The 18,738-nt window shown below is 61.0% G+C and carries 16 protein-coding genes; 6 read left to right on the top strand and 10 right to left on the bottom strand.

The annotated features are described in order from the left end of the window. Positions 1 to 13 precede the first annotated feature (13 nt). The 3 genes from C6Y32_RS12495 to C6Y32_RS12485 form a co-directional block, all read right to left on the bottom strand. Entirely contained in the window at positions 14 to 1,213 is a 1,200-nt protein-coding gene (locus C6Y32_RS12495) for an MFS transporter (RefSeq protein WP_105205592.1), read from the bottom strand. 342 nt (positions 1,214 to 1,555) lie between these two features. Continuing rightward, positions 1,556 to 3,013: a nicotinate phosphoribosyltransferase gene (locus C6Y32_RS12490; RefSeq protein WP_105205591.1), complete on the bottom strand. Its 1,458-nt coding sequence runs from the start codon at positions 3,011 to 3,013 to the stop codon at positions 1,556 to 1,558. 232 nt (positions 3,014 to 3,245) lie between these two features. Continuing rightward, positions 3,246 to 3,998 (bottom strand): peptidoglycan recognition protein family protein, encoded by a 753-nt coding sequence (locus C6Y32_RS12485; RefSeq protein WP_105205590.1) that lies wholly within the window; start codon positions 3,996 to 3,998, stop codon positions 3,246 to 3,248. A gap of 366 nt (positions 3,999 to 4,364) precedes the next feature. On the opposite strand from C6Y32_RS12485, the gene C6Y32_RS12480 reads away from it, so the two are divergent. The 3 genes from C6Y32_RS12480 to C6Y32_RS12470 all read left to right on the top strand — a co-directional run bounded on the left by C6Y32_RS12480 (position 4,365) and on the right by C6Y32_RS12470 (position 7,503). Continuing rightward, entirely contained in the window at positions 4,365 to 5,402 is a 1,038-nt protein-coding gene (locus C6Y32_RS12480; RefSeq protein ID WP_243562740.1) for a nucleoside hydrolase, read from the top strand. A gap of 949 nt (positions 5,403 to 6,351) precedes the next feature. Next, positions 6,352 to 6,894, top strand: coding sequence for a nucleoside 2-deoxyribosyltransferase (locus C6Y32_RS12475; RefSeq protein WP_105205589.1), 543 nt, complete (start codon positions 6,352 to 6,354; stop codon positions 6,892 to 6,894). After that, a complete protein-coding gene (locus tag C6Y32_RS12470) occupies positions 6,895 to 7,503 on the top strand; it encodes a nucleoside 2-deoxyribosyltransferase (protein ID WP_105205588.1) in 609 nt (202 codons plus the stop codon). Between the two features lie 784 nt (positions 7,504 to 8,287). On the opposite strand, the gene C6Y32_RS15445 is transcribed toward C6Y32_RS12470, so the two are convergent. Together C6Y32_RS15445 and C6Y32_RS15440 are read right to left on the bottom strand one after the other, a co-directional pair. Further along, the gene (locus C6Y32_RS15445) at positions 8,288 to 9,121 is read right to left on the bottom strand and encodes a metallophosphoesterase (protein ID WP_164998276.1); all 834 of its coding nucleotides are present in this window, start codon (positions 9,119 to 9,121) and stop codon (positions 8,288 to 8,290) included. A 19-nt stretch (positions 9,122 to 9,140) separates the two neighbouring features. After that, positions 9,141 to 9,917 carry a hypothetical protein gene (locus C6Y32_RS15440; protein WP_164998275.1) on the bottom strand — a complete coding sequence of 259 codons (777 nt, stop codon included), beginning with the start codon at positions 9,915 to 9,917 and terminating at the stop codon, positions 9,141 to 9,143. Between the two features lie 253 nt (positions 9,918 to 10,170). Between C6Y32_RS15440 and C6Y32_RS12450 the strand changes: the two genes are divergently transcribed. Then, positions 10,171 to 11,358, top strand: coding sequence for a cation diffusion facilitator family transporter (locus C6Y32_RS12450; protein WP_105205584.1), 1,188 nt, complete (start codon positions 10,171 to 10,173; stop codon positions 11,356 to 11,358). Positions 11,359 to 11,438: 80 nt separating this feature from the next. Here C6Y32_RS12450 and C6Y32_RS15170 read toward each other — a convergent pair whose 3' ends face one another. Next, positions 11,439 to 11,612: a toxin-antitoxin system HicB family antitoxin gene (locus tag C6Y32_RS15170; protein ID WP_129589449.1), complete on the bottom strand. Its 174-nt coding sequence runs from the start codon at positions 11,610 to 11,612 to the stop codon at positions 11,439 to 11,441. A 151-nt stretch (positions 11,613 to 11,763) separates the two neighbouring features. Between C6Y32_RS15170 and C6Y32_RS12445 the strand changes: the two genes are divergently transcribed. After that, the gene (locus tag C6Y32_RS12445; protein WP_105205583.1) at positions 11,764 to 12,069 is read left to right on the top strand and encodes a hypothetical protein; all 306 of its coding nucleotides are present in this window, start codon (positions 11,764 to 11,766) and stop codon (positions 12,067 to 12,069) included. A gap of 146 nt (positions 12,070 to 12,215) precedes the next feature. Here the strand turns inward: C6Y32_RS12445 and C6Y32_RS12440 are convergent, their stop codons facing one another. The 4 genes from C6Y32_RS12440 to C6Y32_RS12425 all read right to left on the bottom strand — a co-directional run bounded on the left by C6Y32_RS12440 (position 12,216) and on the right by C6Y32_RS12425 (position 15,965). Next, a complete protein-coding gene (locus C6Y32_RS12440) occupies positions 12,216 to 12,959 on the bottom strand; it encodes a 2-phosphosulfolactate phosphatase (RefSeq protein ID WP_105205582.1) in 744 nt (247 codons plus the stop codon). Between the two features lie 27 nt (positions 12,960 to 12,986). Further along, positions 12,987 to 13,787: a histidinol-phosphatase HisJ family protein gene (locus tag C6Y32_RS12435; RefSeq protein ID WP_105205581.1), complete on the bottom strand. Its 801-nt coding sequence runs from the start codon at positions 13,785 to 13,787 to the stop codon at positions 12,987 to 12,989. Continuing rightward, a complete protein-coding gene (locus C6Y32_RS12430; RefSeq protein WP_105205580.1) occupies positions 13,787 to 14,590 on the bottom strand; it encodes a histidinol-phosphatase HisJ family protein in 804 nt (267 codons plus the stop codon). Before C6Y32_RS12430 ends, C6Y32_RS12435 begins: the two co-directional genes overlap by 1 nt. Before the next feature lie 145 nt (positions 14,591 to 14,735). Then, positions 14,736 to 15,965 carry an RNA polymerase sigma factor gene (locus C6Y32_RS12425; RefSeq protein ID WP_105205579.1) on the bottom strand — a complete coding sequence of 410 codons (1,230 nt, stop codon included), beginning with the start codon at positions 15,963 to 15,965 and terminating at the stop codon, positions 14,736 to 14,738. A gap of 211 nt (positions 15,966 to 16,176) precedes the next feature. Between C6Y32_RS12425 and C6Y32_RS12420 the strand changes: the two genes are divergently transcribed. Next, on the top strand, positions 16,177 to 18,624 hold the full coding sequence (locus C6Y32_RS12420; RefSeq protein WP_105205578.1) for a YDG domain-containing protein: 2,448 nt from the start codon (positions 16,177 to 16,179) through the stop codon (positions 18,622 to 18,624). Positions 18,625 to 18,738 lie beyond the last annotated feature (114 nt).

Below are 18,738 nucleotides of genomic sequence, written 5' to 3'. Positions count from 1 at the left end.
CCCCGTATGGGGGTTATTTTTCCAGTGCGCATTCCGCTGCCCGCCGGGCCAGCAGCCGGTCCTCGCACTTTACATTGATGGTGAGCGCCACCGCCATGACGATGATGCCCACAAAGATAGCTGTGTACACGAATTGGGTGGAGGTGGCCGCCACCAGTGAGCCGAACAGCGGCTGGAACAGCGACCCGCCCAGAGCGCCGGAGAAGGTCATCACCGAGAAGGTAGCCCCCGAAAACTGCGGGAACTGCCGCACACCGGCTCCCAGCAGCGTGGGGTAAGCCGGGGCAAAACCGAGACCGACGATGCCGATGCCCACCAGCTTGATCACCGGTGAGGGGGCCAATGCGGTGAGGCCCATACCCACCGCCGCGATGCCCAGCGAGAGACACAGCGCCTCGCGCTCGCGTTTAATAAAGCTGCCGACCACCCGGCCGGCAATGCTGACCAGCCAGTAGGCCGAGATGGCATAGGTGCCCAGCTCGGAGGCGCCCAGTTCGTCGAAGTAGTTGACGGCCCAGTAGGTGATGCCGCTCTCGAAGCCCAGGTAGCACAGCATCACCAGCATGTATACCACCAGCGTGGGCGAGCGCAGCAGCTTTAAAAAGACCAGCTTTTCGCCCTTGGCGGCCGGGCTGACCTGGTTGGTGATATTTTTGCGGGTGAACACCAGCGTAGTGGAGCAGACGAACGCCGCCACGATGACGATGTAGGCGTTTTTCCAGGCGAAAGGCTGGCCCAGGAAGAACTGGCCCACCAGGATGGGGCTGACCACCGCGCCCAGCGAGTAGATGGCCTGGGCGATACACATGTAGCGGTTTGAATTTTCGGGGTTGGCATCGGTAAAGGCGGCGTAGATGGTGCTCTCGAAAGCACCTACCCCGCAGCCATATAGGAAGTAGCCCACTGTGACCACCGTCACCGAGGGGGCCAGCGCCACCGTGAGCGCACCGGTAGAGACCGCCAGGCCGGTGATGAGCACCACCCGCTTTTTGCCGATCTTTTCGCTGAGCTCGCCGAAAATGACCACCATGAGAAAGCTGCCGGTGTACAGCGCGCCGATGACGGTGCCCATGACCGTGCTGGAGGCGCCAAAGTCGGCGCAGATCTTACCCACCATGGCCTGATGGGCGGCCAGACAGCTGCCGGACACGAAAGAGGCCAGGTAGATGATGGCATTGAAGAGTTTTTTGTTACTCGCTAATTTTGTAGACAAAACGTTCCCTCACTTTTTTGATCATGTACAGAAGAGGGGCTCTCCCCCGTCCCGTAAATAGAGTGGATCCTACATCCGTCCCAATTTACCAGCACAATCAAAAAGCGGTCTGCTTTTTCGCAAAGTGAAAGTATTGTCGGCAAATCACTGTGCGCGCCGCCTGCGCGCGGGTCACTGTATAAAAGGCGGTAAAGCGCCACCCGGCACAGCAGATGGCATGTATAAATATGATTTTAGCAAAAATACCGGCAAGATGCAAGGCAAAGGCAGCGCCCGCCAGAGAGCGGGCGCTGCCGGGTATGTTTTGCCGCCGGCACGCGGGCCGGACATTTGCGCGGCGAGCTAGAACTTGGACACTTCCTCGAGCAGATCGTGCTTGATCTGCCACAGTTTGGGCGAGAGGTCTACATAATAGCGGTGGGGGTACTCGAACCGCTTGACCTCATCCCACAAATTGTCGACCTGCTGGAGACAGTAGGCCTGTATCTCTTTTAGGGGCAGCGGCTGGTGCAGCGACTTGCCGCCCCTGAACACCTGGTGCAGGATGGGCTCGGCGTACACGCCGGTGAGGTGCTTTTTCTTCCAGGTGGCGTTGGGGTCGAAGATGGTGATGCCGTCGCGCACATCGATCTGCTCGTCGTGGCAGGTGACATAGTCGGCGATGGGCTGGTGGGTGTCGCAGTCGTACAGGCGGTAGACCATCTTAAAGCCGGGGTTGGTGATCTTCTCTACCGTTTCGCTGATCTTGATCTTGGGGATGTAGGTATCCCCTTCTTGCAGCGCCACCAGCTTGTACACCCCGCCGAACACCGGATCGGACTTGCTGGTGATGAGGTTTTCGCCCACGCCGAAGGAGTTGATCTTGGCACCCTGTGTGAGCAGGTCGCGGATGATGTACTCGTCCAGCGAGTTGGAGGCCACGATGCCTACGTCGGCAAAGCCGGCGGCGTCGAGCATTTTGCGCGCCTTTTTAGAGAGGTAGGCGATATCGCCCGAGTCGATGCGGATGCCTTTGGGGCGATGGCCCTGGGGGACGATGACTTCGTTAAATACCTTGATGGCGTTGGGGATACCGGATTTTAGCACGTTGTAAGTGTCTACCAGCAGCGTGCAGCTGTCGGGGTAGATCTCGGCGTACTTTTTAAAGGCCTCGTACTCGGAGTCGAACATCTGCACCCAGCTGTGGGCCATCGTGCCCACCGCCGGTATCTGGTAGTCGCGGTCGGCGATCGCGCAGGCGGTGGCGTCGCAGCCGCCGATGTAGGCCGCCCGGGCCCCCAGGATGGCGCCGTCGTAGCTCTGGGCGCGGCGGGAGCCGAACTCCATAACGCTGCGGCCGTCGGCGGCGCGCACCACCCGGTTGGCCTTGGTGGCCAAGAGCGACTGGTGGTTGATGGTGAGCAGCACCATCGTCTCGACCAGCTGAGCCTGGATGATGGGGCCGCGCACGATGACCACCGGCTCGCCGGGGAAGATGGGGGTCCCCTCTTTGGCGGCCCACACGTCACAGGCAAAATCAAAATCAAGCAGATACTGCAAGAACTCCTCGCAGAACAGGCCCTTGGTGCGCAGGTAGTCGATATCCTGCTGGGTGAACTTGAGCTCGCTGAGATAGTCTACCAGCTGCTGCAGGCCGGCAAAGATGGCGAAACCGCCGCCGTCGGGTATCTTGCGAAAGAACATATCGAACACGCCGACTTTGTTCTGCATGTGGTTCTCTAAAAAGCCGTTGGACATGGTCAGCTCGTAAAAGTCGGTGAGCATGCTCAGGTTGCGGTGCTGATCTCTGATAACTTCCATAAAGAAAACTCCCTGCTAATGGCCCGGCGGCAAAGCTGCCCCGGCCGGGCCTACGGGGCCGCTGCCGCGCCGACTGCGGCGGGCGGGCCACATTTTTAACGCGCACGGCGCACCACTGCTGCCCTACCAGGCGACCCCGGCAGCGGTTTGTCCGTTTGCTATTGTATACAAAAAGTATACCACTTTTTTATACAAAAGAAAAGAGCGGCCCTGATCGGGGCCGCCCAGTGGGCTACATTTGATCGAGATACCCCTGCACCTTTTGCACAAAAGCGGGGAACGCCCCCGCATTGCGCATGATCTCGGGGCAGTTTTTGCTGATAAAGTCGCCGTGCTGCTTGATATGGTCGGTCCCCAATTTATAGTAGTGCAGCAGGTAGGCGGTGAGCTTGGCGGCATTGTCGACCGCCTGATCGTAATTGCCATCTTCGTTGATGCAGATCTCGATGCCGATACCGTTCAGGTTACCGCCGTTTTTGGTGAGCTTATCGCCGGCATGCCAGGCAACCTCGTTATCGGGCAGATGGTGGTAGATCTCGCTCTCGTCGACGGTGTAGTGCCAGGAGAGACTGTCGGTCTGGGCCTTTTTGTGTATGTAGGTGTTGTGGGCGGCGGCGTTGGAGCCGGCGGCGGGGTTGCCGGTCTCGTGGATGACCACCCACTTGACCTGACGCTGGATGCCCGGGCGGCCCTCGATCCCCTCGGGCAGGTAATCGGTATGTACCGGGACGCCCAATACCTCGTCGGGTTGACTGGGCTCTTTATTTTTGCCGTTATAGCGCCACCAGCTGACCCCGGCCATGGCCGCCACCAGCACTACCAATATGAGCGCCAGCAGTGTGCGGCGACCGGCCGGCGTGTGAAAAAAGTTTTTGCCCGGGCGCGGTGGGCGGCGGCCAGCAGCGCTGCGGGGCCGGGTGCGCGGCCGGGGCTTTGCAGTGGGAGAGCGGCGGCGGGGCTTGGGCAGAGTAAAGAGTATCGTCAAAGGTAGATCCCTCACTTTTTATGGTTTGACAGCTGGTTTGGCAGCTGCTCCAGGGCCGGTTTAAGGCCGGGAGGTTGTCCCCCCTATAACATAGTATAGCGGTGGCGATGACAAAATGCCATGAAGAAACCCTTAATTTTCGACGCGTTTTGCACCGGCGGGCAGCTTTAAAGCAGTTGGCGGCGGTTTGCCAGGTGATCTGAACGCCCCAGAGCCGTGGGCTGGAAACCGGGGGTACCTAACGCTCTGATACCGCCCGAGCCGCCGGTAAACTGCCCAATGTTTGCCCGCTCGGATTGTACAGGCCGCAGAAAAAGCGAGCGCCTCTTTACCCGGTGCTTTGCAGCAGGTACAATAGATTTGGATATGTATGACGGTAAAAAACTGTACACCTGTGATGAGAAAGGACTTGCTGTTATGGAGAAGACCAAGATCATTTTAGACGTGGACACCGGGTCGGATGACGCTGTAGCCATTATGACCGCTCTGCTCTCGCCCGAGCTGGAGGTGCTGGGCATCTGCACGGTAAACGGAAACCGCTGCATTGAGATGACCACCGAGAACACGCTGCGGGTGGTGGAATACCTTGGCTGCGACGTGCCGGTGTTTAAGGGCTGTGCCATGCCGCTGGTGAGCAGTCTGCAGCCGGGCCGCCGCCCCCATATGCCGTTTATCGGCCAGGAGGACCCGGAGGAGAACGTGCACAGCGACTATCTGGACTACCTGCCGCCGGCCACCATCAAACCGCAGAAGCAAAATGCTATTACCTGGCTGATCGACACACTGATGGCCTCGGACGGCGACATTACGCTGGTGCCGGTGGGCCCGCTGACCAACTTGGCCGTGGCGCTGCGCATTGAGCCGGCCATCGCCGACAAGATCAAGGAGATCGTGATCATGGGCGGCGCGTACGAGTACGGCAACATCACCGCCACCTCGGAATTTAATATCTGGATCGATCCGGAGGCGGCCAAGATCGTGATGGACTGTGGGGCCAAGATCACGCTCATCCCGCTGGACGCCACCCACCGGGCCTGCATCTCGCTGGCGGAGTGTGACGAGCTGGACGCCATGGGCACCAAGGCGGCGCTGGCCACCTCGGAATTTGCCCGCTATCGCATCAAGGGCTACCGGGTGTTCCAGCCCATGGAGCAGGACGATTGGGGCCCCATCCACGATGCGCTGGCGGTGGCCGCCATCATCGATCCCACCGTGCTCAAAGACGTGCGCCAGCTGCATGTGGACGTAGATTTTTCGGGTGGGTCTGCTGACGGCATGACCGTTTGCGACGTGAACTTCCGCGACAAAAAAGCGGTGCGCAACGCCGCGGTGGCGCTGAACGCCGATCGGGAAAAATTTGTGGGCATCATCAAGGCGGCGATGGCCAGGTCGGAAAGAGCATAGCTTTTTGCGCAAAAGGTCAGTTGGGCTTGGTGAAAAATGGGTTATCTCTGGTCCCCACTAGGTAGCGCAAAAAGGGCAAGAATCACTCTCGAAGCGCAGCTCCTCGCGCCGCATACGCGGCGGCGCTGTTCTTGCGGCGAGAGAGAGACTTTTGTAGAGCCCATGCGCAAAAGGTCAGTGGAGCTTGGTGAAAAATGGGTTATCTCTGGTCCCCACTAGGTAGCGCAAAAAGGGCAAGAACTACTCTCGGAGCACAGCTCCTCGCGCCGCATACGCGGCGGCGCTGTTCTTGTGGTGAGAGAGAGACTTTTGTAGAGCCCATGCGCAAATGGTCAGTGGGGCTTGGTGAAAAATGGTCTATCTCTGGTCCCCACTAGATAGCGCAAAAAGGGCAAGAACCACTCTCGGAGCGCAGCTCCTCGCGCTGCATGCGCGGCGGCGCTGTTCTTGCGGTGAGAGAAAGATTTTTGTAGAGCTCATGCGCAAATGGTCAGTGGGGCTTGGTGAAAAATGGTCTATCTCTGGTCCCCAATAGGTAGCGCAAAAAGAGCAAGAACCGCTCTCGGAGCGCTGCTCCTCGCGCCGCATGCGCGGCGGCGCTGTTCTTGCGGTGAGAGGAGAACGCTAGGAGCCGGAGCAGGACAAATAAGAAAAAAGCAGGACAGTTTAAGACTGTCCTGCTTTTTTCTATGGCTGTTGGGACGGGGCAAAAGGCCTGATAAAAGATACCGGTAAAAAGTGTTTCCAGCCCACTATATCGGAGAAGATAGGGGGCGTCAAGGCAGTGGGGACATTCTTGTGTCAGCTGCCAAAGGCGCCGGTATGCCTTTGGCTGTTTTGCGCCTTTACGCCTTGAGGGCAATCGTCTATACTGAAACCAGGCGCCGCCGACAGAGAGCCTTGGGGGCGGCGCGGGACAGAAACGTTTGACACAGAGAGGAGCAGGGATATGTCGACACCAAAGGTCTGCCTGTGTACCCCACAGCGGTATGCACCGAACTGGGAGGCGCAGCTCGCCGCCTGCCGGGACGCTTGCCGCGAACAGGGTTTTTTGCTGTTGGAGGCACCGCTGGGCGGCACTGACAACAGTGCGGATTTTACCGCCCTGATGGACGCCGTGCGCGGCTGCGATCTGCTGATCGCCGATATGAACAACTTCAGGGGCTGGGAGCCCGATTCGGGCGCCTGTTTTGCGCTGGGCGCCGGGTATGTGTGGGGCAAAAAGATCTACCTCTACCTGGACGATCTGCGCAGCTGCGTGGAGAAATTCACCGAGGAGAAATACCCCGACCAGGACCGGGAGCAGATGGACATAACCGACCCCCAGAACCAGAAAAAAGGCACTGTTTCGAAAGGGTGGCGCGACCGGGACGGTATCGTTTTGGAAAACGGGCCGCTGAACCTGATGATGTCGGCCCACGGCATTATGGTGCAGGGCGGATTTGCCGATGCACTGCGGCGGGCCAAACAGGACCTAGAGGGGGTGCGGTAGATGTTTATTGACAAAAACGGGATCGTGCGCCGGCCGGTAGCCTATTTGGCGGGGCCGGATATGTTTTGGCCGGACGGTATGGAGATCGGCGCCGGGTATGTTGAGATGAGCCACCGCTACGGCATCGACGGCATTTTTCCGCCCGACCCGGCCCGCGAGGACCAGTACCGCGAGTACACGCCGCAAGACAACTCGCAAGAGGAGCTGGAAAAAAAGATCTTTACCCACGACATGAACCAGATCTACCGCTCGGACATGATCATTGCCAACCTGAACGACTTTCGGCGCGGGCAGGAGCCGGACTCGGGCACTGCTTTTGAGTGTGGGGCAGCCTGGGCGCTGGGCCTGCGCTGCTACGCCTTTTTGACGGATATCCGGCCCCTGGTCGAGCGCTTTTCGGCCGCTAAGCACCGCAGTGCCGAGGGGCGTTGGGTAGATGAAAACTGCTATGTGATCGAGGACCGCGGGCTGCCGCTGAACCTGTACTTTGGCGTGCCGTTTACGGTAGTACAGGGCAACATGGAAGACGCCATGAAACGCGCGCGGGCCGATTTTGACCGGGAGCTCGTCGCGGCCGGCCACCCCCCGTTTGATCCAGAGCAGATCTAGCAAATGGGCATATCGGGCCGTCGATACAGCGCGCCCAGCAGTGTGGCGGAGCGGCTCGCACTGCTTGCCGCCCTGTACCGCTTTTAGAAAAGAGTGACGGCGTTTAGGCTTGGACCACAACAGCGACGTCTATGGCGGGACTGCGCCTGGGGGATATTTTGCTGCGATGTGTCGGGCCAGCCGGGCTGAAAGTATGGTCTGGCACTGCAGGCTATTTAATTCGATAGGGGCAAAACGAATGGCAGGGCACCCGCGATCTGTCATGTCTTTTCGTATAGGCACCACCGATCAGGAGCGGCTAGAAGTTTTTTCGACCCATCACCGCGCTTTTAAGGCCGAAAAACTGTCCAAAAAGAGCACACCGCCAGACAGCGCTGACATCCACAGTAGAATGGATATCTGCGGTATAAAGGTACCGATCGGCCCGGGCAAAACGGCCGGGACCGGTTTTGAATATGCTCTGTGCTGCATGTTGCGTGCTGTGTTCTGTGTTCTGTGAAATCCGCCTTGATAAAGAGGATGCACTTCAGCGCGCGTACGGCGAAATAAGTCAAGGCGCCCAGAACCACTCGGCCGAGGGGCTACTCGTGGGCGACCAAACCGGACCTGGCAGTGGACAAATCCGGCCTGGGCTGGGCTGAGCTGGGCTCTTTATTGTAACGTGTAAAAGCGGCCAAACAGGTGTTTTGCCGCGCGAAGGTGCTGCTGTTCACGAAAACAGCAGCACCTTCGTACTTTTTATACAGTACATAGGCACCATTTAAATACGCTTTTGGGCGGGCGATCATGCCGGGGGCAGCAGCTCGATCACCGCTATTTCGGGCCGATTTAGAAAGCGTATGGGGACTGGGTAGTTGCCCAGACCACTGGAGATAAACAGATCTGTATTGCCCTGCCGGTACAGGCCCTTGGTGTAGCGCACCGAGTCGGGGCCGGCGATCTCGGCGAACCAGATGCCCTGATTTTGCAGGGCGCCGACGCCGGGCAGCCGCACCTGTCCGCCGTGGGAGTCGCCGCACAGGGCCAGGTCGACGCCGAACTCGGCAAAAGCGGCCAGATTTTGGCTGTGGGCCAGCAGGATGGTATAGCAGCCGGTATCCAGCGTGAAGGCATTGTGCAGATCGAAGGTGGCGGAGTAGTACTGATTGTTGATACCGTACAGGCACAGGCGGGTACTGCCCACAGTGACGATGCGCTGCTCGTAATCCATCACCTGCACGCCGCTCTCCTGCAGTTCCACGGCAAAACCGCCGTCGTCATCGTGCTCGCCGTTGACAAAGTACACCGGCCAGCTCTGGGCCAGGCGGGTGAGCAGATCCAGCGCCACCTGGCGGCCCTGCTCGTCGCCGCTGGTGTACATGTCGCCGGTACAGACCACCAGGTCGGGCTCGGCCCGGCGCACCTTTTGGACCAGGCGGTCGTTATCGGCGCCAAAGCGGGAGCCGTGCAAGTCGGTCAGCTGCACGATGCGCACCGGGTCGGCTATCTTGCCGCTGTACAGCTGTACCTCGGTGGTCTTTAGCCAAAAGGTGCCGCCGTACCACACCGCCACAGCCAACACCAGCAGTGCTGCCGCTGCGAGCCAACGGCGGCGCCTCTTCTTTTTGGGGTGGGGCATGTCTGTCTCCTCCTTTCCATTAGCGCCAGCGCACGCCTTGGCGCTCGAAATAATCCATCGCCTGGTTGTTTTTTCGCAGATAACTGCCGACCGGCCGGCCGTGGGCCACGCTGACAAACACACCGTACTGCTGACTGCCGCGGCGGGCGGTGAACAGGTACAGGCCCAGTGCCTCGTCTTGTTTTCCTGTGGTCTGTTGCCCGCCGGTATAGTCGACCTGGTCGGCCAGCGCGGCCATACAGTGGGTGCCAAATTGCAAGTTGCGGTAGCCCTGCGCGGCCAGCAGGGCCCGGGCGCCGGGCAGGGTGGTGGGCCGCAGCACGGCAAAGTAGAGGCCGGTACTGAACAGCAGCCCCAAAAAGAAGGCGACAGCCACTGCCGACAGCTTGCTGACCGGATGGCGGCGCCGGTACAGCATAAGGCCACCCAGCCCCAAAAGCACCCCAAAATACTGCCAACAGCGCAGCAGATAGCGATCTTGCAGCAAAAACACCGCGACGAGCACCGTGAGGGCTGCCAGCAGCAACCCATTTAAAAAATCTGTTTTGCGGCGGGGCTTGGCCGGGGACTGGCGGTGGTCGGCCAGCAGCCAACAGCAGCCGTACAGCGGCGGCAGCAGTGCGGCCAGGCCAAAGCCTGTTTTGAGCCCGCCGCCAAAGCCGTACACCTGCAGCACGTAGAGCGAGACAGCAGAGAGCAGGTAGAGTGCGACAGCGGCAGCCAGCGCGCCGTAGCGGCACCAAAAACACTGCGGTGCGCCCGCGGCGGTACCGCCGCGCTCTTTTTCTGTACTCATGGTTGTGCCCCTCCCCTATCGCCCGCCCGTTACCGCCCGCTGAAAACCAGCCGGCAGAGCGGCGGATACTCTAGTTATATCGGCCCGGGCGGACCGCTATTCTTAAATAGTATACCGCGCAGCGGGACGGCCGTCTACGCACCGGGGGCGACGGCACTGGAAAAAGACGGCAAAGGCTGCTATAATAGGCGTTATCTACCCGAGCGCGCCGCACAGGCGGTACCGCCCGCATACAAAAAGAGGTGTATGGGACTTGACTGATTTTTTGATCCAGCACTTTGTGCCCCAGAGCGAAGATACCCAGGACCACCGGGTGCGCACCCGCTATGGAGCGCTCTCGGGCGGGGTGGGCATTGGCGTGAATGTGCTGCTGTTTGCCGGCAAGCTGCTGGCCGGCCTGCTCTCGGGCAGTGTGGCCATCATGGCCGACGCCATCAACAACCTGTCGGATGCGGGGAGCTCGGTCATCTCGCTGCTGGGCTTTAAGCTGGCCGAAAAACCCGCCGACAAGGACCACCCGTTCGGCCACGGCCGCACCGAGTACGTGGCCGGGCTGATCGTGGCGTTTTTGATCATGCTGTTGGGTGTGCAGCTGGGGATGAGCAGCTTGCAGAAGGTGCTGCACCCCGAGCCGGTAAATGCCGGTTGGCTGGCGGTGGGCATTTTGTTTTTCTCTATCCTGATGAAGCTGTGGCTGTTTCGCTTCAACCGCCAGGTGGGGCGGCGCATCCAGTCGCCGGCGATCTTGGCCACGGCGCAGGACAGCCTAAACGATGTAGTTGCCACGGCGGCGGTGCTGGTGGCCACGGTGGTATCGGCCCTGACGCCGCTGGAGCTGGACGGCTGGATGGGCCTTTTGGTGGCCGCTTTTATCCTGTACTCGGGCATTGGGGTGGTGAAAGACACCCTGGACCCGCTGCTGGGGCAGGCCCCGGACACGGCGCTGGTAAACGATATCTCCCGCACGATACTGGGCTATGAGGGGGTGCTGGGGCTACACGACCTGGTGGTGCACAACTACGGGCCGGGGCGCATTTTTGCCTCGGTACATGTGGAGGTATCGTCTTCGGTGGACATACTGGTCAGCCACGACCGCATCGACAACATTGAGCGCGACTTTGCGCAGAAAAAAGGGATCTTCCTCGTAGCGCATCTCGACCCTCTGGTGGTCAACGACGCGCGCATCAACGCGCTGCGCCAGCTGGTATTAGAGAGCGCCCGCCAGGTGTATGCCGCCTGCAGCGTACACGACTTTCGCGCGGTGCTGGGCGAGAGCCATTCGAACCTGATCTTTGACGTGGCGGTGCCCATCGACTGCCCGCTACAAAATACCGAGCTGTGCCACCAGATCGAGGAGCAGGTGCAAAAGACCGACCCGCACCTGTACTGTGTGATCACAGTGGACCGCGGTTACCAGACCGATTATGGCGCCGGCTGCTAGCGCGCCGACAAAAACAGGGAGGGACGCGACCGGCCATGCCGGACCGCGCCCCTCCCCTTTTTTATAAAATGGGCGGTGTATCACGCCTTTTCGTCTTCTTCTAGATTGTCCAGTGCGTACTGCAGGCACTGGATGACCAGCTGATTGAGCGACAGCTTGTTTTTGGCCGCCAGATCGCTGAGCCTGCTGACCATATCGGTGGGCAGGCGGAAGGTCTTGCTCTCGGAGTCATAACCCTTTTGTATCTTTAACATCGCGGCACACCTCCTGGTCTTAGTATGCACGAACAATTTATTTTAATATAGAATTATTTTGCAATCTATTTTAATTGCAAAATAATTGCTATCGTGTTACACTGTACCTGTTCGCAAAAACTGTCGAAATGCAGGAGGAGGCGCGTCTACGGTGGGCAGAAAATGGGTGTGGGCGATATGTGTGGTGCTGCTGTTGTGTTGGCAGCAGGCCGCGCCTGTCCCGGTACCGGCCACTGCGCACCGGGCCCCCACCCCGGCTATGAGAGCGGTGACGGTGGCAAAACACCCGCCGAATGAGCGCGCCGCCACCGACTGCCGCCGCCAGATGACCTGCGGCGCGCCGGGAACACCAGACGCGCTGCGTGCCTGCCGCCAGATCATTTGGGAGGTGCTGCGGGTATTTTGGGCGCTGCTGTACCCGCTGCCCACAGCACTGCTGGACCTCACCTGCTGGTAGCAGCCGGCACTTTGGCACCGACTGCCAAATGGGGCGCCGCCTGCCCGGTCAAATATGTTTTTTCTCTCTCTTGATAAAAAGACAGAGCCTGCCGAGTGGCGGGCTCTGTCTTTTTATTTACAGGATAGGTGTTTGGGACGGGGCGATTATGTATCGGCAGCCAGCCGGATGGCGCCGCGGCTGTACACCGGCACAGCCGCGGTGCTGTCGATCTGCTGGCAGTAGGCCAGATCGCCGGTGAGACCGTGGCTGCGCATCGTATTATAGTGGGCGGTTTGGCAGAGCAGCGCATCGATATCGGCGCTGTAGGCCGCGAACATCTTTTGCGCCATATACGCGGCATCGTCGGGGTGAAAGCGCCCGCCCATACGGGAGAGCGCGTGCAGCACACCGCCGGCGGTGATCACGTCTTCCAGCGAGAACTTGCCCCGGGTGCCGGCGCAGATAAAGGAGATATCGGCGCTGCCGCCCAGCAATTTTTGCGCCACTGCCGTGCAGTTATTGAGGCAGGCCAAAAACACCCGACCGGCACGGACGGCTTTGAGGGCGGCCTTGGTGCCGTTGGTGGTGGAGAGCACCAGCACCTTGCCGCCCACTACCGCCGGCGTGTACTCCAGCGGGGAGTTGCCGCAGTCGTAGCCGGGGATGATCTGGGTGTGGCGCTCACCGCCCAGCAGCACCGGGGTGCCGGGATCTTTGGTGAGCAACTGTTGTTTGAGGGCCAGCCCGTCGGGTGTGTGCATGACCGGCAGCACCTTGAGACAGCCGTTTTGCAGGGCGGCGGTGATGGTGGTGGTGGCGCGAAAGGTGTCGATGACTACCGCCCACTGGCCGGTGACCGCAGCGGGGTCGACCCAGTCGTGCTGCGTATAAAGGGTAACTTGTCGCATAGATGTTCCTCGCAGATATGAGCTCTGTTACAGGTCTAAAAATACCGGCCGGCGGCCGCGAAAATAGCAGTAGGCAGTAAAGCCGGCCTGCCGCAACAGCTGTGCCCCGGCCGCCAGCTGACGGCCGATATCGGCACTGTGATGCGCGTCGGAGCCCAGCGTGACGATGCGGCCGCCCAGCTGGTAAAAGCGCCTGAGATAGCCGACGGTGGGAAACGGCTTGCCGTAGGACTGATACAGCCCGGAGACATTGAGCTCCAGCCCGCGCCCGTTTTTTATGAGCACCGCAAATATTTCATCGATCTGACGGTCAAAAGCCGACAGGTCGAGTGCAGCGGCCGTTTGCGGTGAGGCGTAGCGCAGCGGATAGGTGAGGTGGGCCAACACGTCGAAGCAGTCTAGCTGCACCACCTGCAGCAGCTCGCCGAAATAGGTGCGCAGGATCTGGGCAAAGCGGCGGGGGCCGGTAGCGGGGTCGAACATCCCCTTTTTCGCCGGCGAGCCGTGCATAGAGCCCAGCACAAAATCGTACGGGGCGGCGGCGATGATCTGCCGGGCCAGCACCGGATCGGCCTGGGGATAGGCGAGTTCGATGCCCTGCGTGAGCACCAGCTGCCCCGCCCACTGCGGCCGCAGCGCCGCCAGCTGCTGCCGACCGCTCTGCAGCCGCTGGAGCCAGACTGCGTCGAAACAGTTGACCTCGCAGTGGTCGGTGGTGCAGAGGCCCAAAAGCCCCTGTTTGGCGGCGGCCGCCAGATTTTCCTGCAGCGGCGTGTTGCAGTCGTGGGAGTAGACCGAGTGGGTATGGCTGTCAAACAGGGCAGCCATCAGATATCTACATAGCGGGGCTTGCGCTCGACAAAGTAGCAGTAGTGGTCAAAGCCCGCCGCCTTTAAGATGGCCACCCCGTCGGCGAAGTTGGCGCCCACGTGCTGGGGGAAATGGGCGTCGGAGCCGATGGTGACGATCTCGCCGCCCAGATCGTGAAAGCGCTTTAGGTACTCGCCGGTGGGAAACGGCTTGCCGTAGGGCTGGCGCAGGCCGGAGACGTTTATCTCTATCCCTTTACCGTTTTGGATGAGGGTCCTGAAGATCTCGTCGGTGATGTCGTCGTATTTGTGCAGGTCCATCCCGGCGAGCCGCTCGGCCCCGGCGTAGCGCAGGGGGTAGGTGATGTGGGCCAGGATATCGAGCTTATTGATCTGGGCGGTCTCGAGCAGCTCGTGGTAGTACTTTTCCAGCAGCGGCTCGAACTCGATGGTGGAGAAGTCGATGACGCTGAAATCGGGCTGGTTGTCGGCTCTGTGCATCGAGCCGATCATGAAATCGCCCTCGAACGAGCCGTAGATGCGCGCCACGATGGCCGGGTCGAAATTCTGCTGGGCCAGCTCCATGCCGTAACAGAGCAGCAGGCGGCCTCTGTACTCCTCCCGCAGCTGCTTTACCTCCTGCCGGCAAGCAGCCATACGGGCCTCCTGCTCCGGCCGGTCGTGGTTGCAGTCGCAGTGGTCGGTGACGCAAAAGCCGTCGATACCGTGGGCGATGGCATACTCGCACATCTCGCGCAGGTCGGTATCGGCGTCGGGCGAATACTGGGAATGGGTGTGGCTGTCAAATACAAAGGATCTCATGGTCGCTCCTCCTCATCGGTAGTTTACCTCTCCCCGCCATTATACACCTTGAACGGCAAAAGAAAAAGACCGGGAGCGGCAAAAAAGGCGGCCGGCGGGGGTCGACAGCGAACACCCGCGGCCGCCGGGATACCGGCAAGAGATGCTATTTTTCGTAGACCTGCGTACAGCCCGATCCGGTGTTGCCCAGCGCATCGCGCACACAGGTGGTGTAGCTGCCGGGAGGCAGGGCAAAAATAAAGCGGCCGGCGGCGAGATCTTTTAGCAGCGGGTCGATGCGCGTGCCGGCGGCGTCGACGCAGTACATCTCGGCCACGCCGCTGGGGTCGGTAAAGGTGAACACCGTACAGCCCCCCTCTACGGTACTGTGCTGCAGCGAAGGGGGCTGATCGTCGATGCAGCTCACCACCAGCCGGCGCCGGGCGACACTGCCGTTTTTGCCCCGCGCAACGAGCGTGTACGCACCGCTGTGGGGCACGCTGACTGCGTAGGCGCCACCCCTGTATTCCAGCGGCCAGCGGTCCTCCTCCCCCTGCAGATAGACCTCCCGCACGCCTGCCGGGCAGACGACCTGCGCCTGTAGGGTGACCGGCTGGGCCTGGGGCGCCGTCTGCGGCCACCGCGCGTCGACGATCGCGACCGGGGCGGCGGTGGCCGCCCCCAACAGCAGCAGCGCGCAGATTGCCGATACGGCGGTGAGCAGGCGCAGGGGCCGGCGGCGGTGGGAGCGGCTGGAGCCGCTATCTGCCGCCAGCCGCTGCCGCCAGCTCTGCTCGGCTGTTTGCGCGATGCGCGGCCCCAGCGGCCACACCAGCAGGCCGCCAAGGCCCATCTGGCTCCGCAGCTTGCCGAGGGCCCGCTTTAGCAGGCGCTTGACCGTGCTCTCGGACCGGGCCATGACGGCGGCGATATCACGTATTTTGAGCCGCTGGCCGTAGCGCAGCAGCACCGTCTCACGCTCGTCGGGCGGCAGCGCGGCCAGAGCGGTGCGCAGGCGCTCGCGGTCACTCTTTCGATCGATCATCTGCTGGGGCGTGGGCGCGGTATCGGCCAGATCGCCGGCGGCGCTGTCATCCAGCGACAGGTCAGCCGGCGTTTGCCGCTGGCGGCGCAGATACTGCAGGCACAGGTTGCGGCTGATCCCGCTGAGATACGCTGCCACCAGCTCGGGGGGATCGACGGTATCTATTTTTTGCCAGAGGTGCAGGTATGTCTGCTGCAGCAGGTCCTCCGCCACCTGGGGGCTGGCCACCAGGTGCAGGATGCGGTAGTACTGAAACCGGGCAGTGGCGGCATACAGCGCATCAAAGGCGGTGCGGTCTCCGGCGGCAGCGCGCTGGGCGAGCTGGCCCAGCTGGCGGTGGGTATACGGCATAGTATCGCCCCTTTTTGCGATATTTTTGTCGCCATATCTCTAGCCACTATAGCACGACCGTATAAATGGCGACAAGTGGAAAAATTTTTTCGGCAAAATGTGACCCATTTCTGCAAAAGATGCCAATTATTAAGTAGCCCATCGCCTAGATGCGCAGTATCTGGCACCTGGAGCGAAGGCATTTACACCACGATTGGGAGGGCTGGACTATATGGGACACAAGAGGAGAGCCGGCAGCAGGTACTCGGCGCTGCTGCTGGCGGCGGCTATGACTCTGTCGGCGGTGCTGCTGCCGCCAAGACAGGTAGCGGCTGCCGAAGAGACGGCACTGTATATCGATACCGGCGCCGCGGTCAGAGGCGGCGACGGCAGCTTTACCTTTCCCGACTTGCAGGTGCACGCACCTGCCGGGCAGGAAGTCAAGAGCGTGACGGTGCAGTTTACCAGCGTCGTAGAGGCTGCCGACGCGATAACGCTGCCCACTTTGGGGGATTTTACCAGGTTGAGCGGCAGCAAAGAGGTGAACGTATCGATCAATGCCAGCGGCAAGAGCTGCGACGACTGGAGCCGGTATCTGCGCGAAAACCTGAAGGTGAAGCTGGCCGGCGACGATATGAAAAAGCTGCGGCTGGTAGCCAGCTACGAAGAGAGCACCGACATCTACGACTACGACGCTGAAAGCGGGCACTACTACCAGGCGGTAAAGGACGAGATCGTGTGGGCGCAGGCGCTCACCGAGGCGGCCGACGCCACCTATATGGGCATGCAGGGCTACTTGGTGACGGTGACCAGCAAGCATGAAAACGACATCATCACCTCGCTGGTGAAGCAAAACACCTGGATGGGCGGCACCTGCCACCCCGACTATACCGGTGACGCCGCCGGCTACACGATATTGTACGGAAAGTACTACTGGGTGACCGGGCCCGAGAGCCTGGACAGCGCGGGGAACTTCGCCCCCTCCCTGTTTTGGCAGGGCGCTTTTAGCCAGTCGCAGGCCAATAACCCCAGCAGTACAGTGATCTACAGCAACTGGAACGGCGGAGAGCCCAACAACGGGCAGAAAAAAGGGACCGAGTACTGCCTGCACATGTGGGGCACTTCGGACCTGATCGGCACCTGGAATGACGGGACCCCGGCAGTAAAGGCCGGCTATATCATCGAGTACGGCGGCATGCCAGGCGACAAGCCGGTCACCGATGGCGGCGGCAGCGGGTTTTCGGTCGTCGACGTCAACCTCGACCCCACCGGAAAGAGCCTGTCTACCAGCGCCAAAGACATTTTTGTGGGGCAGCAGCCCGAGGTGAGCAGCAAGGCCAACGGCAGCCAGGTAGACGCGGTGACCCATGTCTACTATGAGCGGGACCCCGATGGCACCTGGGCGCCTGTTGAAGGGCTGCCGACCCACGTGGGAGAGTACCGGGTAGAGTCTGTCAAGGAGGGGTATAACGGCGACAGCGACACGTTTTCGGTGCTGCCGATAGAGCTGAGCGTGGCCCCCGCCGATACAGATGGACAGGCCTATACCAAGATCTATGACGGCGACACAGACTACAGCGGTGGTTTTGTGCTGAGCGGGCTGCCCGAGGGGGCCAAGGTCGGCCTGAGCTGCACCGCCACCTACAACAGCAAAAATGTGGCCGAGGCCGATACCATAACCCTTACCGAGGTGGCACTGACCGGCGAAGATTCCGGCGACTATGTGCTGACCGGCCTGACAGATGGAAAGGTGACGGTACCGGGGACCATCACCCCGCGGCCGCTGGCGGTCTGCCCCACCTTTGCCGTGACGGACAGCTGGGCCGGTGTGCCGCTGGCAGATACATACGGGCACAGCGTCACCGGCTACGACCCCGACGGCAGCTGGGGGAGCATGTTGGCGGGCGGCGACCGCATAGAAGATACACTGGGTGCCCCGGTGTACAGCTGCCGGGCAGGAGATATAGAACTGGACCGGGGCAACCCGGCGGCCGGGACCTATGTGCTGGCGGTGGATTTTCCCGACAGCACTGCACTGGCCAGACAGAACTACGCGATCACCTACTCCCCTATCCAGATCGTTATTCGCCAGCGGCAAGCGCCGCAGGTGCGCCCCGGCGAGGAGCAAGATACCGGTGGCGGAAGCGACCCCGGCGGCACCCAGCCCGAATACCTGGTCCCCGATGCCGTCAGCACCGAGCCGGACGGCACCGTGCACGCCACGATCACCGACGCGGTAACGGTAAACGTACAGCCCAGCGGCAGCCTGTCGCGAATCGAGGTGGCGCAGCTGCTCCGAGAGCGCTACCAGATCAGCTCGGTCTTGCCCGACGGGCTGCTGACCTACTCGGCCGCCACCATATTTAAAGGCGGCGCACTGCTAGAGCGCGTGGACCTGACACAGCCCGGGAGCTACCTGCTGTCGATCACCGCCACCGACAGTTTGGGCAACACCACGACCATCTTGCTGGACTACACGCTGAAAGCACCGCAGCTAGGCGTGGACAGCGACTCTGACGACGGACACCAAAACCCCAGCCGGCCAGAGGACGGCGAGCTGACCGGGACTATCGCCTACACCGGCGACCACGGCATACGGCTGGCCGTTATGTTTACAGCCGCCGCGGCCCTGGGCGGCGCCGCCTTTTTAGGGGGCAAAAAAAATGAGCGCCGCCCCTAGCGCACACCACAGATAACGGGCCGAGAGCCCGCCCCGGGCAGGATATACGGGGCGGGCTCTTTTTTTGTTGGGCTGGGCTACATCTGTTGCGCAAAAGGCCTGTGTGTGCAGCGC

The organism is Neobittarella massiliensis (ex Bilen et al. 2018), assembly GCF_900289145.1.
Taxonomy (GTDB): Bacteria; Bacillota; Clostridia; order Oscillospirales; family Ruminococcaceae; genus Neobittarella; species Neobittarella massiliensis.
This window is presented reverse-complemented; position numbering and strand designations above follow the sequence as displayed.